Origin of the sequence: Pseudomonas sp. TNT2022 ID1044 (assembly GCF_028656895.1) — a bacterium.
Taxonomy (GTDB): Bacteria; Pseudomonadota; Gammaproteobacteria; order Pseudomonadales; family Pseudomonadaceae; genus Aquipseudomonas; species Aquipseudomonas reinekei.
Genome location: NZ_JAMDHB010000020.1, coordinates 53,358 through 69,510, shown reverse-complemented (window position 1 = coordinate 69,510; position 16,153 = coordinate 53,358). Strand labels below are relative to the sequence as shown.

Here is a 16,153-nt window from a genome sequence, read left to right as displayed (position 1 = left end):
AGTTTTCGGTCAGCGGCAACAATGGTCGCCAATCTGAATCCCTGTTGACCCATGTATGGTGATGTGATTTGTTGTTGAGGTAGCGGATTTCCGGGGTTTCGCTCGCACCTTTTCAAGTTGTACGAAAAAGCAACCGCACATGTCATCAAGTCCGCTTCGGTAGGAGACGTCTTCTACGTCGTACTCCACCCTACTTCCGTTAGGAAGCAGCTGATACAGCTTGTCGCCCTCCGCAATATTCACATTATCGCCCATGATTGTCAGCTTCGGTTCAACAAAGGCGCACTTGTATCGAGCGATCTCCGTGCCGTCCCGCTCAACAATCACACTATCGTTTTCCATGTCAGCAAAGGGATTCATTTCGAAGACTCTATTTTAATGGTTAATAGCAATCATAAAGCCATCTCTGGTAGCGAGCTATCAACATTTTCTTAAGGCACCGGAGCCGCGGACCCGGACTCCATCAGTGAAAATATGAGTAGATTTCTTAAGCAAGTTGTTCACAACCGTCTGCTTGTCTCAGCCATTCTGACGATCTGATTGTCCCGGCGCAATTCATCGGTAAGGCCTTTGATATGCTCCTTTAGCATATGGTTCTCGTGCACCAGTGAGACTATCTTGGTGAGTGCTAACTCGTAATCTTCTTTAAGACTTTTAAGTTTAACTTGAGCAGCCTTTTTAAGCGCTTTCTGCTTCTCGAATTCCTGAGAAGGGGACAGCTTTGCTTGTTCAAGCTGAGCAGCAGCGGCGGATTCTATCTTGGCAATAAGTTGTGCATGTTCCCCACGGCTTTTTTTGATCGAGCCGCGCTTTCGGCCTGCTTCCAAAGCGACCGTATCCTTATTGATCGCTGATCCCTTGGGAACACTGAGCGTCTTTTCCTCGATCAGCCGCTGTAGGGCGGCGCAGTAATCTTCGACAGCACTCATTCCATTGCCTCCATCTTTTCACGCAACCCACGCTTTTCGAGTTTTTCGAATAGGGCATTGATTTCAGATTCGAGTTGCTTGTACAGCGGGTTCTCCGGAACGAAAAAGGCTTGCTCTCGCTTCAAGTTATTAATGCCACGTTTAATATTCTTTAAACTGCGCTCATCATCGAAAATGGACTTGTCGCAATCGATACACGCAAAGATGCTAGTGAATGTAATTTTATCGCAATGATCAAGATTAGAACATCCACCAATCGGGCCAGGCTTGTAGGCCATTTCCCCCTTTAGGAATTTTTTTTCTGTCAATGAGCGGTCTGTAGTTATGATCAAAGGCAGGCCTTTATCCCGCGCCACTTGGATACGAGTTCCCTCACCGCCCCACAGGCGATTAGTGGTGTTGATTACATCTGTCTCGTACTGAATGAATTGAGCTATTCTTCGCTCGTGCTCTAATTCATCCATCCAGTTTTTAGCCTCATCTGTCTGGAGGAAGTTTACAGCGAAAGCGCTGCCCTTTCGATAATAAGAGGCCATTGCTTCTGTTAATTGCTTAAATTGCAGTGCACTTGCTCCGAGAGTAAGTAGGCCTGAGCGAGCGCCGTAAACAGCAAGTGAGCGACGGCATTGGTGGCTTGTTATTGGCCATGGCTTGCCAATTTGAATGGTAGGCTCATCACGCCAGTTGCGGAATCCGTCGAATCTTTCTAGTTCGCAAATATCTTCCTCCCGCACAAATAAGGCAGGGATACTCGAGATCAGTTTACTTTGTGTGGACTCCGGAATACTTCCTGCCACTGGAGCTCCCACGAAGTGCCAAGTGTTTTTGTTGGCAGAGCCGCTACTTCTTTTCCTGGCAATTTTCCCGGGGAAAAGTGGGAACTGACTTTTATTTACATCGTTCCACCCACATTTTAATGCGGTTAGGCTACCGACTGTGCAAGCTGCGTTGATACCTTTTTCTACAATACTATGAGTAATCCAGAAGGTTGCAGTGTGGTTCTGCGCCGCAATTTTTGATGTGTAGCCTCGTAATATTTTAAAGGTCACATCACCTGCCTCGATAGATGTGTAGGTGTCGGCAGGTAAAAAATTTGCCTCATTGTCACGCATGCCAGAAAACAAATGAATCCAATATTTGGCGGCTGCTTGTATTTCCGCAATATATCGGTTTAGCAAGGTCCAATTCGTGATCGATAAGTGTTTTAGAAAAGATGCAAGGTTCTCCTGGTTTACTGCGTCAGTCCATGAAGTAAATTCTTTATTACCCTGTCTCGACCCATCCGGAGCTGCGTACAGTGGATTGGTTATCCGTTTTTTATACAAAGAATAAATGCCAGTAGCGTGCTCGTTGAACGCATCTAGCATGGCGCTGAAAGCGCAAATAAACTCTCCATATATTCGTGATGGGATGAGCTTGGTTTGTTGTGGTTCATTCCCTTGAGCCTTTGGGCACTTGTTATAGATTGTTTCAAGTCGTTCAATTAGTTGGTAGTTAGATGGGGCAATTTCGAAGCTCGGATGTTTGGCTCGAATATCAAATAGTTCTCTAACTACGGTTAGCATGATCTTCATCGTCGCAGATGGCAGCGCGGCGAAGCTTGATATTATCGATGCATGATGTTTAATGTTGTTGAATAGTTCGGATAGAGATGTATTATTGTTAAACGATAATCTCGCTAGGCTGCGAAGGTACATAAGTCTAACGGAGTTAACCTTTCGCGGCTTTCCAAACAAATAAAGTCGCGCAAGCTGCGCTATCTTCAACTCCCGTTGAATAATTTTCGCCAGTGCGCTGCTTGGTGCTGAGCACCACGATGTAAAATTGTAAACACATTTATTTTTCGCGTCGTACATGCGAACATCCCAAGTGTCGTCCCTGAAACGAGAAATTACAGAGCCATCCAACCCGCGAGATATCACAAAATTGTCATCGGGAGAAAGGTAAGACGAGAGATTAGCGTAGTTGTCTGGTAACTGGATCTCTTTCGCTTCTCTGATTTTTAGATCGGGAATTATATTCATGAGATCGTTCCTACATAAACCAATGTGTCGAAGTGGATTGCCCAAAATGAATCAAGATGTCCGGAGTCGACTTCATTTCGTATCCGGCGGATGGTATCTCCTAGGGAAATATCCGTATCGTTTATGGCTGCTATAACTTCATCAATTCGATGTATCGTCGATCCAAATTTAATATCCCAATATTCATGCTCATGCTTAGATCGTGTTGCTTGAATAAGGTAGCGCAGCGACAGTAGGCGGCGAATATCTTCTTCATCTGCATGAACCGCATAGAAATCACAAAACAAGCACGTTTCAGGATGTCGGCAAGAAGGTTCTGGAGCCAACTCAGTGAATCCTTGAGCTCGTCTAGGCTCAGTCACGGTACGTTTTCCGCAGCTCCCGACGCTTGTAATCGCTTCAGGGCGCTTTTCTTTTGTGATTTGCACTGGAATTAGGTTTGCGTCACGTGTGCGGGCAACTGCCGCCAAATGCATTGCTTCGAAGAACCCGGACAGTTGGGCAGCAAAGTCTTCAAGTGCTGGACGGGAGTAATTTTTCCGCACGGTAATCTCGGTGTTGCCGAGTTTTTCCGCTGTTAGGGCAAGATCACCACCACTATTGCTAAGGTATTGGTAACTTACATTCTTTCGCCAATGAATAGGTGATACCCAAACTGTATTAGGGTGTGCCTTTTTTAGTAGTGTTCTTAACGTTTGAAACGCACTAGTGCCAATGTAACCAATAGTGCCCATTCCTTTTGGTGAAATTGGAAACACAAGGTGACTTTTTCTACCATTCAGAATCCATTCCCGCAATTCCAGAATTTTCTTGAATATTGGGGTGAATCTCGCACCAAACTCAGGGGAAACGGCTTTTCCGTTCGCTCTAGCCTTGGTGCCGTAAAATCGTTGCCCTTGTGTGCTTGGTACGATTTCCAGGCTAGTAATGTCGAGATCTTGAGCGATACTCAAGTTGCAGCCGGTCGCTGCAATGAACGCCAACATTCCGGCAGTCATAGAATGATTTGCCAGTTGCAACCTCAAATCGCATCTAAGGTTGGTGTTATTGATTATTTGTCTTTTGCTTTGCTGTTCATAGTTGTAGTGGAGGTGGAAATTTTTCCAAGCCGGTCCAGTGAGATTGTAATGATCTTTTACTTCTTTCCATGTTGGGAATTGTGGGCTTACATCGAGCATGCGAAGAACGCTGAATTTAGCTTCTTTGACTTTTTTAGAACCTTGTTGAATGTTGTGCAGATAGTACGGTTCGCAACCTGGAGAAACTAGGCACATCGGAAATTGGTTGCCTTTCACTAATATGCGATGAGCTTCTTCTACAAAATTTACCAGCGTTGCAAATGTCTTAGCTTGGGAGCCCGTGCTAGGCTGTTTTAAGTTGATATGGCCCCGCTCATGTATTTGGGTGATGTACGTAGCTAACGCCACCACCTCTTTATCGTGCATCCCGGTTGCAAAGGAAACCACTAAACGCGCTGAAGTCTGGAGCCTGGATGCCGTGGATAGCTTAATAGCTCCTTCTCTGATCCCAGAGATGTTCACTCTATAAAGTAGGTTTTGAGTGTAGTCACTATAGGCTTCTTTAATGGATTCCCCCTGGTCGAAGGAGTATTCCTTTTCCTGATCATCGATCCAGTCAAAGAATGGTCTTGTTGTTGAAAATAATCCAATTGTCGACGCGAAATTTTGTTTGAGTCTGGCAGCCTCAATAAGTTTTCTCGCAGCGGGGAGGCGTTTAATATCTAGCGAGGTTTGATCAACCTTTACGCCGACATAACTCCTATGCCTATTTCTGGAAGAAGTGCTCTTGCGACGCACATAACACAATGAGCCGAAGTCCAGATACCGCCTACCATTAGTCGCAATATTATCGCAAGCGATAATAACCGATTGAGGATGAATAGCCTCAAGGTCAGAGTCTTTGTGGTTAATGATTACGATAGGGCGGCGTGTAAAAATTTGCTTCATGCAGCTCTACCTTAAGATGAGGCACTATTAATGTAAGTAAATAGTTTTTGTTCGAACTCGTGTTGGATGCATGCCTTCCACTCCAAACGAGACTTATAGTTTAGATATTGTAGGGTCGTTGTCTTGTCTCGGTGGCCCATGCGTTGCTGTACATAGTCCAATGCTGCAGTGATAGCTTTGTCACCTAGGTGCTGTAACTGACTTTCCAGTAAATTCATGCCAAACGTTGCGCGCAGATCATGGAAAGTAAAATTTTGAAAGTCAGGATTGTCGATGTAGATGCGCGGAAATAGTATGTCGCGGATATGTTGGCGTAAGGCTGCACCATCTTGAATTGAATAATTCAGTACTCGGTCTTTGAAGTGCGCATACCTACTGATCTTCGCATCGCGCCTATCGAGTAGTTCCTTTTTGCTGGTGTAATACGGAACGCCGTTCTTGCTTAGGAATAAATAATTATCTTCGGTGTCGCTGTAAAATGAACGTGTGCGCCGTTTTATTGCTTCCGGACTGCGAGTATATATTAACATGTCCCTTACGAGCCAGCCCGGGACAAGCAACATCATTTGCCTGCCGCGCTTCGTGTCAATAGATGTTCCATTGCCGATTGGAAGTCGTAGATACCCATTTCCGTCTAGCTTGCCGTGAAGGTGCTTTATGCGCAGGGTTCCAACAGTCTGTATGCGAGCGCCTGTGAATAGCGAAAAATAGAACATTAGCTGATATTCGCGTGATGAGCTTAGCAGCGCTTTCAAAATGCATTCTTGCTCATTAACAGTAAGCGGGCGGAGTGATCCTCCATCATTTATATACTCAGACTGAAGAGGCTTTCCAGATACTTTGATAGCTAGACTGTGTGACTTAATCTTTAATTTGTTTTCTGTTCCAATCTCCGAAATTATGCTAATGTTCTTAACGATTTCCTCAAACGGGATGTTTTCAAGCTCGCCTTCTCTAATCAGTCCCCAACTTAATATTCCACGGTAGAAATTAACTATCGCATTGATCCTAGTGCTCGCCGTGCTTGCTGAGATTTTGCTGTCATCGCGTAATTCAATTAAGCGCTTCTTGTATCGGAAGGTGGCCCTTAGTCGATTATTACTAGGAAGGTAAAGGTAATTTAGGCCTTCATCTTCAAGGAAACGCAGATAATCGAGAAGATGGTCTGCAATACCTCTAAAGGTTCTAGATTCATAACTACTTTCGCGTTGTAGCTTGGTAGTTAGGTAGAGGTTACCGATTTCCCAAGGCTCGCCATTACCTTGGATGATTACCGGAAAACTTGGATAATATCCGTCAGTGCCCTCTGCAAATATATAATCTGGGAGACGCAGGTCACCTAGCTTAGCTTCGTCGTGAGGTTCGAGGAATTGAACTTTTAATAGGCGAAATTGGGGAATAAGTATGCGCCGTGCCTTGGAATTATAGCGATCTTGCCCGGTCTTACTCTTGATCTGGTTGCGCGACATGAGCGCCCATCCGTGCCAGTTTGAAATGTCCATATCATTGTACATTCGGATATTGGGGTCAATATGGCTACATTCGGATTATCATCGGCGATCCAGTGACGAAAAAGGCCATCGTCGTCGATCCGGGTGGCAATCATGAGTTGATCCTGGCTCGCCTCGATGCCTTGGGCCTGAAAGTGGTCAGCATCATTCACACCCATGCGCACCTCGATCATTTCCTCGCTTCCGGGCAGTTGAAGGAGAAAACCGGCGCGACCTTGCACCTGCACAAGGAAGATCAATTCCTCTGGGACAATCTGGAGATGCAATGCCAGATGTTCGGCGTTCCCTACACGCCAGTGCCGTCGCCGGATCGCTGGTTGGCTGATGATGAAGAGTTGGCTTGCGGCTGTGGCGTAGCGCTGCACACGCCGGGTCACACACCGGGGTCGATGAGCTTCTGGTTTGCCGACGCCAAGCTGCTGATCGCCGGTGACACGCTGTTCAAGCGTGGGGTAGGGCGAACGGATTTGTGGGGTGGCGATCAGGCGACTATCGTGCGTTCCATCAAGCAGCGTTTGTATACCCTCGACGAAGAAGCGACGGTGGTGGCCGGGCACGGTCCGGATACCCGCCTCGGCGATGAAATGCGTGAGAATCCGTTTGTTCGGGCCTGATTTGTAACCAGCGGAATTTTTATCGGCACAAACGATCCAACGCCCGCAAAGGTTCGATGCTTAAGTCCGTTGCACCACAGAATGTAAAAAAGTAGGAGCTCTTCATGTTCACCACCCGTCGTTTGATTATTGTTGCTACTGCCGTGGCGCTGTTGTCCGGTTGCGCATCACCCAACCCTTACGACAACCAGGGTCAGGCCGATAGCGGCTCCACTGGCATGAGTAAAACCGCGAAGTATGGTGGCCTCGGTGCGCTGGCCGGCGCCTTGGCGGGTGCCGCCATTGACCACAACAACCGTGGCAAGGGCGCGCTGATCGGCGCCGCCGTGGTGGGTGCTTCCGCCGCCGGTTACGGCTACTACGCCGACCAGCAAGAGAAAAAACTGCGGGCCAGCATGGCCAACACCGGTGTCGAAGTGCAGCGCCAGGGCGATCAGATCAAATTGATCATGCCGGGTAACATCACTTTCGCGACCGATTCGGCGAACATCGCGCCGAGCTTCTACCAGCCGCTGAACAACCTGGCCGGCTCGCTGAAAGAGTTCAACCAGAACCAGATCGAAATCGTCGGTTACACCGACAGCACCGGCAGCCGTCAGCACAACATGGACCTGTCCCAGCGTCGTGCCCAGAGCGTGGCGACTTACCTGACCTCGCAAGGCGTCAGCGGTGCCAACCTGAGCGCCCGTGGCGCCGGCCCGGATAACCCGGTTGCCAGCAACGCCGACGTCAATGGCCGTGCGCAGAACCGTCGTGTAGAGGTCAACCTCAAGGCGATTCCGGGTCAGCAGTACGGTGGTCAGCAACAGCCAGGCACTGTTCAGCAGTACCCATAACACCCGTAAGAAAAAACCTGTGGGAGCGAGCTTGCTCGCGATGGCGGTGTGTCAGATAGCGTTAATGCTGACTGATACACCGCCATCGCGAGCAGGCTGGCTCCCACATTTGTATGTGTTGCTTTTTAGTTGGCTTCTTTCACCGCACTGAGAAACGCACACGTCCGTTCCTGCTGCGGATGTTCGAAGATCTGCGCCGGGGTGCCTTGCTCGTGGATCTGGCCCTTGTAAAAGAAGCACACGCGATCGGCGAACTCCCGGGCGAAACCCATCTGGTGGGTGACCATCAGCATGGTCAGGTTATGTTCGGCGCCGAGCTTGCGGATCACGTTGAGCACTTCGCCGCACAATTCCGGGTCGAGCGCCGACGTCACTTCGTCAAACAGCATGACCTTGGGCCGCATGGCCAAGGCGCGGGCAATCGCCACCCGTTGTTGTTGCCCACCGGATAACTGCGAAGGGTAATGCCCCAGCTTGCTGCCCAGCCCCACCAATTCCAGCAGATCCGCCGCGCGTTCCCGTGCTTCGGCGACTTTCATGCCCAGTACCTGCACCGGCGCTTCGATGACGTTCTGCAACGCCGTCATGTGCGGGAACAGGTTGAAACTCTGGAACACCATGCCGATCTTGCCGCGCACGCGGCGGATGTGCCGGTCATTGGCCGGCACCAGTACGCCGTTGCGATTGGGCATGTGCGTCAGCAAGTCGTCTTCGATGCGGATCAGTCCGTCATCAATGCCTTCGAGGGTCATCAGGACCCGCAACAGCGTGGATTTCCCCGAGCCGCTGGGGCCGATGATCGCGACTTTCTCGCCGGGCGTGACGTCCAGGTTCAAATGGTCGAGCACGGTGAAATTGCCATAGCTTTTGGTGACGTCCTGGAAGCTGACAATCGGCTTGACCGCTTTCGTTTGATGCATGGTCGTGGCCTCTTGCGGATGCAGCGGCATCAGGTTGCCGCGCCGGGTAAGGTCGTTGGAGGTCGAGAGTGGAGAAGTCATTAGCGTAGCTCCAGGCGCAGTTCGAGGCGCCGTACCAGATAAGCCAGGGCGATGCTCAGGGCGAGAAAGAACAGGCCGACCATGGTGATCGGCTCCAGATAGCGGAAGTTTTCGGAGCCGATGTTCTTGGCCTGCTGCATGATTTCAACCACGGTAATGGCCGACAGCACCGGCGTGTCCTTGAGCATTGCCACCAGGTAGTTGCCCAGCGGCGGCAAGATCGGCCGCAGGGCCTGGGGCAGGATGATGTTGCGGTAGGCGCTGTACGGCGCGATGTTCAGCGCGGTCACTGCTTCCCATTGCGCACGTGGCACGGCATCAAGCCCGCCGCGATAAACCTCGGCGATGTAGCAGGCGTAGTGCACGCCAATGCCGATGATCCCCACTTGCATGGCCGTCATGCTGACCCCGTAGTTGGGCAGCACGTAGTAGAGGAAATACACCTGGATCAGCAGCGGTGTGCTGCGGATGAATTCGATCATCCCGGCGATCGGCCACGACAGCCAATACAGGCGGCTGCGCCGGCCGATGGCGAGGAACAGCCCCAGCACAATGGCGATCAGGAAACCGATCAGGGTAATGCCCACGGTGTTGAGCGAAGCGCGCAGCAAATCGGGGAGGATCTGCCAGGCATAGGTCCAGTCGAACAGGGTCATGACAGACCTCCACGCATCCGGCCGCGCGCCAGGCGACGTTCAATGCTGCGCATGCCGAGGTTGATCGCTTGCGCCAGGATGAAATACATCACCAGCGCCAGGCTGAAGATTTCCAGGGTCTGGAACGTGGCCTGATCCAGTTGCCGGGCGCGGAAGCTCAGATCGGACAAGGTGATCAGCGACACCAGTGAAGTGTTTTTCAACAATTCGATCAGCAGGTTGGTGCCCGGCGGGATGGCCGCGAGCAAGGCCTGAGGCAGAATGATCCGGCGAAAACGCTTGTAGCTGCTGAAGTTCAGCGCCGTGGCCGCTTCATACTGACCTTTGGCCACGGAGCTGATTGCACCGCGCATCACCTCGGCGCCATACGCGCCGATGTGCAGGCCGAGGCCGACGATGGCGACGCTGTAGGGGCTCAGTGCCAGATTGAACGGTGGCAGCGGCAACACGAAAAACAGCCAGAACAGCTGCACCAGCAACGACGTGCCGCGAAACACTTCAATGTAGGCAACCGAGAACCAGCTCAGCGGGCGCCACGGCGACATGCGCCCCAGCGCCGCCAGAATGGCCGCGACAATTGCCAGGATCGAGCCGAAGAAGGTCACCTGGAGCGTGACCCAGGCGCCTTGAATCAATAGCGGAAGTAATTCACCCATTGTTTACACCTGCGTGGTTCAACATCCGGAGTCGGCAGGACAGGCATCGCGCTATAGCGCCATGCCAGTCTCGACTATTGAGCGCAGAGCTCGGCAGCCGTTTTGCTTGTCACGTTGGATTTGTCGAAGCCAAACGGGGCCACCGTCTTGAGGTGGTCTTCAGAGCCCAGCCACTTTTTCAGTTCGGCATTGACCGCATCCCGCAGGTCCTTGTCTTCCGGACGGAAGGCGAGGGCGCCATAACCGGTATGCGACGGGTCATCCTTGAATTCGGTGACCGCTTCGACCTTTTCTCCACCCTTGGCCGCCAGGCCTTTCATGGTCAGCTGGGTGCCCACGGCGGCATCGGCGCGGCCGGCACGCACGGCTTGCAACTGGGCGGTAGTGTCGGGCACCTGAAGGATCTGGGTGTCCTTCACACCGGAGTCCCGCGCGTATTTCAGATTGACCGTGCCGGCCATGATTGCCAGTTTTACGTCCGGGTTCCTGGCGATGTCTTCATAGCTGTGCAGGTTTTTCGGGTTGCCTTTGGCGGTCAGGAGGGCGTCGGGCAACTGGTATTGCGGATCGGTGAAGATGACCTGTTTGCAGCGCTCGGGGGTGATGTACATGCCGGCGGCAATCACATCGAAACGCCTGGCGCGCAGGCCCGGAATCAGCGAGCCCCACTCGGTCAGTACGCCATCGACTTGCTTGATGCCCATTTTGCCGAAGATGACTTTGGCGATTTCCGGCGATTCACCGGTGACCCGCCCATCAGTCTCGGTAAAGGCGAATGGGGTTTCATTGGCATAGCCGATACGAATGGTGCTGTTTTTCGTGACGGTTTCCAGCGTCGTGGCGGCATGGGCGGTGGCGGCCAGACCGAACATCGCGCAAGCCACGAACAGGTGACGCAAGACATGGGAACTGCGGGGAATGGAATTGCTCATCGATAAAATCTCCTGTTTCTTGTGGACCCGTCGGTGACGGCTCTGTGGTAGGAGGCAGTGTGACAAGAGCAAAGCGTACGAGAGCTGTTTCCAGTTGAGCCGAAGCCCGGGGGCACAGTTCCGGTACAGATCGATTGGTTGTTGTTGGCGGCGGGCTCGCCTGTCTGTGCATCGACCTTGTACCGAGCATACAAAAGCCCTGTGCCACATTGCATTGCACTAGGACAATTGCTTTGCATGGTTTCTCGCGGGATGCTGTCGGCACTGGCAAACACGTGGGTTCGGCGCCGATGGACAAGTGGAAGGCAGCATTGGAAATCGCCCGCAGCGGCGAGTCGAAATACAAGATCCTGGTGCAGGCGATTGCCGATGACATCGAGCAGGGCGTGCTGGTCAACGATCAGCGCCTGCCACCGCAACGACAGGTGGCCGATGCCGTGGGCATCAGCGTGCAGACGGTCACCAACGCCTATAAGGAACTGGAGCGCCAGGGCCTGGTGCGTTGCGAAGTGGGGCGTGGCAGCTTCGTCTCGCGGCGCATGAGCGACCGGGTCGCCACCTATATTCTCGACAGTCCCGAACGCGCTTTGGTGGACTTCTCCATCACGCGGATCATGCACACCCGCGAGCACGACCAGTTCTGGCGCGAGACCTGCCGCGAACTCAGCACTGAAGAAGACCAGCCGTGGATTCACGCATTCCGTCCCATCGCCGGGTTCGAGTCGCACCGTGAAGCGGCGATGCACTGGATCGGGCGACAAGGCCTGCGCGTCGAGCGCGATGACATCCTGATCACCAATGGCGCGGCCCATGGGATTTTCCTCGCCCTGGCCTCGCTGGCCGGCCCCGATGACGTGGTGCTCTGCGAAGGCATCACCGACCATGGCGTGATCGGCAACTCCCAGGTGCTGGGCTTCACCCTCAAAGGCCTGGAAATGGATCGCTACGGCATTGATCCGGAGCATTTCGAGGACATGTGCAGCAATGAGCGCATCACCGCACTGGTCTGCACACCGAACCTGAACAACCCGACCACCAGCCTGATGCCGGACAACCGTCGTCGGGAAATCGCCGAGATTGCCCGGCGCTTCGGTGTGCACATCATCGAAGACGACGTCTACGGACCGCTGCTGGATGAGCGCCGAGCGCCGCCGATCAGCCATTACCTGCCGGAATTGTCGTTCTACTGCACCAGCATGACCAAATCGGTGCTCACCGGTTTGCGCATTGGTTATCTGGTGATGCCCAAGCGCCTGGCGTTGCGCACCGAAAGCATTTTGCGGGTCAACAGCTGGATGGCCACGCCCATGGTGTCGGAAATCGCCGCGCGCTGGATTCGCGATGGCCGCGCCGACACGCTGGTGGGACTGCAGCGCAAGCTGTTGGGTGGGCGTCAGGCGATGGTCAGCGAATACCTCGGCGAATACCTGCTCGGCCAGCATCCCCATGCCCTGAATGCCTGGATCGGTATTCCGCCGCATTGGGAACTCGACAGCCTGGTTCGCGCCCTGCGTCACAAGCATATTGCGGTGACCTCGCCCGATCCGTTCACCGTGCGCGGTACGCCGCGACCACGGGCGGTGCGGGTGTGCGTGGGGGCTGAATGCAGTAACGAGGAAATGCGCGATGCGTTGATGGGGATGCGCGAAATTTTTGGCCAGTACCCGCAAATCCACGATTTTTGAGCGGGAAAAGACGTGGAAAAATTTGTCGACTAAATTGCCCTAGTACATTCAGCGTGACAATCCAGCCCTCTTAGACTGCGCCCAATACCTCATCGGGATGCGGTCATGTCAACGCTCCAGCTCAACGATATTTACCTCGCCCGCCAGCGCATTGAAGCGCTGGTGCGGCGTACACCGATGGAACATTCACCCAGCCTGTCGCGACAATTGGGCGTGCCGGTGTATCTCAAGCTTGAATCCTGGCAAATCACCGGCAGCTTCAAGTTACGCGGCGCGAGCAATGCCGTGGCGCAGCTCACGGCCGAGCAAAAGGACCGTGGTGTCGTCGCCGCGTCGACCGGCAATCATGGGCGGGCGCTGGCGTACGCCGCCTCGCAACAAGGCGTGAAGGCAACGATTTGCCTGTCGCACCTGGTGCCGGGAAACAAGGTTCAGGCCATCCGCGATCTCGGTGCACAAGTGCGCATCGTCGGCCAGTCCCAGGATGACGCCCAGCGTGAAGCCGAGCGCATTGCCCATGAACAGGGCGCGACGCTGCTGCCGCCGTTCGACCATCCGGCGATCATCGCCGGGCAAGGCACGCTGGGGCTGGAGATCCTTGAACAGCAGCCAGACGTCTCTCAAGTACTGATTCCATTGTCTGGCGGCGGTTTGTTTGCCGGCGTGGCGCTGGCGCTGAAAAGTGCCAGTGCGCAGATCGTCACTCACGGCATCAGCATGCAACGCGGTGCGGCCATGCACGCCAGCCTCGCCGCCGGACGTCCGGTGGAAGTCGAAGAGCTGCCGACCCTGGCTGACTCGCTCGGCGGCGGCATCGGCCTCGACAACCATTACACCTTCTCCATGACCCGCGACACCTGCGATCACCTGCACCTGCTCAGTGAAGACGCCATCGCCAACGCCATGCGCCATGCCTATCGCGAAGAGCGTCTGGTGCTGGAAGGCGCGGCGGCGGTGGGGATTGCCGCGTTGCTCGAAGGCGTGATCGAGGCGCGCGGGCCGATCGTGGTGGTGGTCAGCGGACGCAACGTCGATATCGATCAGCACCTGCGCGTGCTCCTCGGTGCCGACGCATGAATTCCAACAATAACGACTCCATGGAGTGCCGCGTTGATGAGTGAAATCACCTTGCTGAACGAAGCGGACTTGCGCGCCTGCGTGTCACTGGACCTGCCCAGCGTCGAAGCCATCGAGCAGGCCTTCGTGTTGCTGGCCACCGCCGCCGTGGCCATGCCGCCGATCCTGCGTCTGGACATTCCCGAACATAACGGCGAAGTGGACGTAAAAACCGCTTACCTGCCGGGCCTGGAACGCTTTGCGATCAAGGTCAGCCCGGGTTTTTTCGACAACCCGAAACTCGGCTTGCCCAGCCTCAACGGCATGATGATGTTGCTGTCCGCCCGCACCGGTCTGCTGGATGCCCTGTTGCTGGATAACGGTTACCTCACCGCCGTGCGAACAGCGGCGGCCGGTGCCGTGGCGGCGCGGGCGCTGTCGCGGGAGGACAGCCGCAGCGTGGCGCTGATCGGTGCCGGGGAGCAGGCCGCGTTGCAACTGCAAGCCCTGCGTCTGGTGCGGCCGATCGACAGCGTGAGGGTCTGGGCGCGGGATGCCGCCAAAGCCCAGGCCTTCAGCGTTGAACTGGCCCGTGACACGGGTCTGGCGGTCAAACCCTTCGCCAGCATCGACGAGGCGGTGGCCGGGGTCGACATCGCGATCACCTGCACACCGAGCCGTGAGCCGTTGATCGATGTGCGCCATTTGCACCCCGGCCTGCACATCACCGCGATGGGTTCGGACGCCGAGCACAAGAACGAGATTTCCCCCCGTGCGCTGGCGCAGGTCGACCGATACGTGGCGGATCGCTTGAGCCAGACACGCATCCTCGGCGAGCTGCATCACGCCCTCGCTGCGGGCGTGGTCAGCGACGAATCGGGCTTCGCAGAACTGGGCCAGGTGCTGGCCGGCCAACGGCCCGGTCGCACCGATTCAATGCAAATCACCCTCTGCGATCTCACCGGCACCGGCGCCCAGGACACGGCCATGGCCAACCTGGCCTTCGAGCGTGCGCGTTCGGCCGGCAAGGGTTTTCAGTTCGGCAGTTAAACCGCTTTTTTCATCCGTGCGTCATTTATCAGAGGGCATGTGCATGTCTCAGATAGTCGTCAATCTTCCGTTCCAGCGGGAGGAATACGCCCAGCGTCTGGCCAAGGTGCGAGTGGCCATGCAGGCGCAGGGCATCGAGCTGTTGCTGGTCACCGATCCGTCGAACATGGCCTGGCTGACCGGCTATGACGGTTGGTCGTTCTACGTTCATCAGTGCGTGCTGCTGGCGCTCGACGGCGAACCGGTGTGGTTCGGTCGCGGCCAGGACGCCAATGGCGCCAGGCGTACGGTGTTCATGCAGCAAGAAAACATCGTTGGCTACCCGGACTACTACGTGCAGTCGCGCGAACGGCATCCCATGGATTACCTGTCGCGGGAAGTGATCAGCGCCCGGGGTTGGGATGCGCTGACCATCGGCGTGGAGATGGACAACTATTACTTCAGCGCCGCCGCTTACCTGTCGCTGCAGAACAACCTGCCGAAGGCCAGATTGATCGACGCGGTCGGGCTGGTGAACTGGCAGCGGGCAGTCAAGTCGCCGCAGGAAATCACCTACATGCGCATCGCCGCGCGCATCGTCGAAAAGATGCATGGGCGGATCCTCGAACGGATCGAACCGGGCATGCGCAAAAACGAACTGGTGGCCGAGATCTACAGCAGTGGCATCCTCGGTGCCGACGGCCATGGCGGCGACTACCCGGCCATCGTGCCGCTGTTGCCGACCGGTGCCGACGCCAGCGCACCGCACCTGACCTGGGACGATTCTCCGTTCGAAAAGGGCGCCGGCACCTTCTTCGAAATCGCCGGTTGCTACAAACGCTATCACTGCCCGTTGTCGCGCACGATCTACCTGGGCAAGCCGCCGCAGCATTTCCTCGACGGCGAAAAAGCCGTGGTCGAAGGCATCGCTGCCGGACTGGAAGCGGCCAGGCCTGGCAACACCACCGGCGACATCGCCGTGGCGTTTTTCAAGGTGCTGGAGAAATTCGGCATCCACAAGGACAGCCGCTGCGGCTACCCGATCGGTATCAGTTATCCGCCGGATTGGGGCGAGCGCACGATGAGCCTGCGTCCCGGCGACACCAGCGTGTTGCAACCGGGCATGACTTTCCACTTCATGCCGGGCCTGTGGATGGATGACTGGGGACTGGAAATCACCGAGAGCATTCTGATCACCGAAACCGGCGTCGAGACGTTGTGCAACGTGCCTCGCCAATTGTTCGTGAAGGATTGAGC

Annotated in this window: 14 protein-coding genes and 1 pseudogene; 6 read left to right on the top strand and 9 right to left on the bottom strand. The window is 54.7% G+C overall.

What is annotated here, in order from left to right; genetic code table 11:
* Positions 1-9: 9 nt before the first annotated feature.
* The 5 genes from M5G20_RS21665 to M5G20_RS21645 all read right to left on the bottom strand — a co-directional run bounded on the left by M5G20_RS21665 (position 10) and on the right by M5G20_RS21645 (position 6,389).
* Entirely contained in the window at positions 10-360 is a 351-nt protein-coding gene (locus M5G20_RS21665) for a hypothetical protein (RefSeq protein ID WP_273920781.1), read from the bottom strand.
* Between the two features lie 140 nt (positions 361-500).
* Positions 501-929, bottom strand: coding sequence for a hypothetical protein (locus M5G20_RS21660; RefSeq protein WP_273920780.1), 429 nt, complete (start codon positions 927-929; stop codon positions 501-503).
* Positions 926-2,953 (bottom strand): hypothetical protein, encoded by a 2,028-nt coding sequence (locus M5G20_RS21655; RefSeq protein WP_273920779.1) that lies wholly within the window; start codon positions 2,951-2,953, stop codon positions 926-928. The genes M5G20_RS21660 and M5G20_RS21655 overlap by 4 nt, the downstream gene beginning before the upstream one ends.
* Positions 2,950-4,920, bottom strand: a complete 1,971-nt coding sequence (locus M5G20_RS21650; RefSeq protein ID WP_273920778.1) for a hypothetical protein — start codon at positions 4,918-4,920, stop codon at positions 2,950-2,952. Before M5G20_RS21650 ends, M5G20_RS21655 begins: the two co-directional genes overlap by 4 nt.
* A gap of 11 nt (positions 4,921-4,931) precedes the next feature.
* A complete protein-coding gene (locus M5G20_RS21645) occupies positions 4,932-6,389 on the bottom strand; it encodes a tyrosine-type recombinase/integrase (RefSeq protein WP_273920777.1) in 1,458 nt (485 codons plus the stop codon).
* An 80-nt stretch (positions 6,390-6,469) separates the two neighbouring features.
* Here M5G20_RS21645 and M5G20_RS21640 point away from each other — a divergent pair.
* Both M5G20_RS21640 and M5G20_RS21635 read left to right on the top strand, forming a co-directional pair.
* Positions 6,470-7,045: pseudogene (locus M5G20_RS21640) on the top strand (MBL fold metallo-hydrolase); the annotation flags it as partial.
* A 104-nt stretch (positions 7,046-7,149) separates the two neighbouring features.
* Positions 7,150-7,881 carry an OmpA family protein gene (locus M5G20_RS21635; protein WP_273920775.1) on the top strand — a complete coding sequence of 244 codons (732 nt, stop codon included), beginning with the start codon at positions 7,150-7,152 and terminating at the stop codon, positions 7,879-7,881.
* Between the two features lie 125 nt (positions 7,882-8,006).
* Here the strand turns inward: M5G20_RS21635 and ehuA are convergent, their stop codons facing one another.
* From ehuA to ehuB, 4 genes are all read right to left on the bottom strand, one after another.
* Positions 8,007-8,801 carry an ectoine/hydroxyectoine ABC transporter ATP-binding protein EhuA gene (gene ehuA / locus M5G20_RS21630; RefSeq protein ID WP_273920786.1) on the bottom strand — a complete coding sequence of 265 codons (795 nt, stop codon included), beginning with the start codon at positions 8,799-8,801 and terminating at the stop codon, positions 8,007-8,009.
* Positions 8,802-8,881: 80 nt separating this feature from the next.
* The gene (gene ehuD, locus M5G20_RS21625; protein WP_110658947.1) at positions 8,882-9,538 is read right to left on the bottom strand and encodes an ectoine/hydroxyectoine ABC transporter permease subunit EhuD; all 657 of its coding nucleotides are present in this window, start codon (positions 9,536-9,538) and stop codon (positions 8,882-8,884) included.
* On the bottom strand, positions 9,535-10,194 hold the full coding sequence (gene ehuC, locus M5G20_RS21620) for an ectoine/hydroxyectoine ABC transporter permease subunit EhuC (RefSeq protein WP_273920771.1): 660 nt from the start codon (positions 10,192-10,194) through the stop codon (positions 9,535-9,537). The genes ehuD and ehuC overlap by 4 nt, the downstream gene beginning before the upstream one ends.
* Before the next feature lie 74 nt (positions 10,195-10,268).
* Positions 10,269-11,126: an ectoine/hydroxyectoine ABC transporter substrate-binding protein EhuB gene (gene ehuB / locus M5G20_RS21615; RefSeq protein ID WP_273920769.1), complete on the bottom strand. Its 858-nt coding sequence runs from the start codon at positions 11,124-11,126 to the stop codon at positions 10,269-10,271.
* A gap of 290 nt (positions 11,127-11,416) precedes the next feature.
* Here ehuB and ehuR point away from each other — a divergent pair, with 290 nt between their 5' ends.
* The 4 genes from ehuR to doeA all read left to right on the top strand — a co-directional run bounded on the left by ehuR (position 11,417) and on the right by doeA (position 16,151).
* Positions 11,417-12,811 carry a MocR-like ectoine utilization transcription factor EhuR gene (ehuR, locus tag M5G20_RS21610; RefSeq protein ID WP_273920784.1) on the top strand — a complete coding sequence of 465 codons (1,395 nt, stop codon included), beginning with the start codon at positions 11,417-11,419 and terminating at the stop codon, positions 12,809-12,811.
* A 105-nt stretch (positions 12,812-12,916) separates the two neighbouring features.
* Positions 12,917-13,888 (top strand): hydroxyectoine utilization dehydratase EutB, encoded by a 972-nt coding sequence (gene eutB, locus M5G20_RS21605; RefSeq protein WP_273920768.1) that lies wholly within the window; start codon positions 12,917-12,919, stop codon positions 13,886-13,888.
* 36 nt (positions 13,889-13,924) lie between these two features.
* Positions 13,925-14,917 (top strand): ectoine utilization protein EutC, encoded by a 993-nt coding sequence (eutC, locus tag M5G20_RS21600; RefSeq protein WP_273920767.1) that lies wholly within the window; start codon positions 13,925-13,927, stop codon positions 14,915-14,917.
* Between the two features lie 43 nt (positions 14,918-14,960).
* Positions 14,961-16,151 carry an ectoine hydrolase DoeA gene (gene doeA, locus M5G20_RS21595; RefSeq protein ID WP_273920766.1) on the top strand — a complete coding sequence of 397 codons (1,191 nt, stop codon included), beginning with the start codon at positions 14,961-14,963 and terminating at the stop codon, positions 16,149-16,151.
* Positions 16,152-16,153 lie beyond the last annotated feature (2 nt).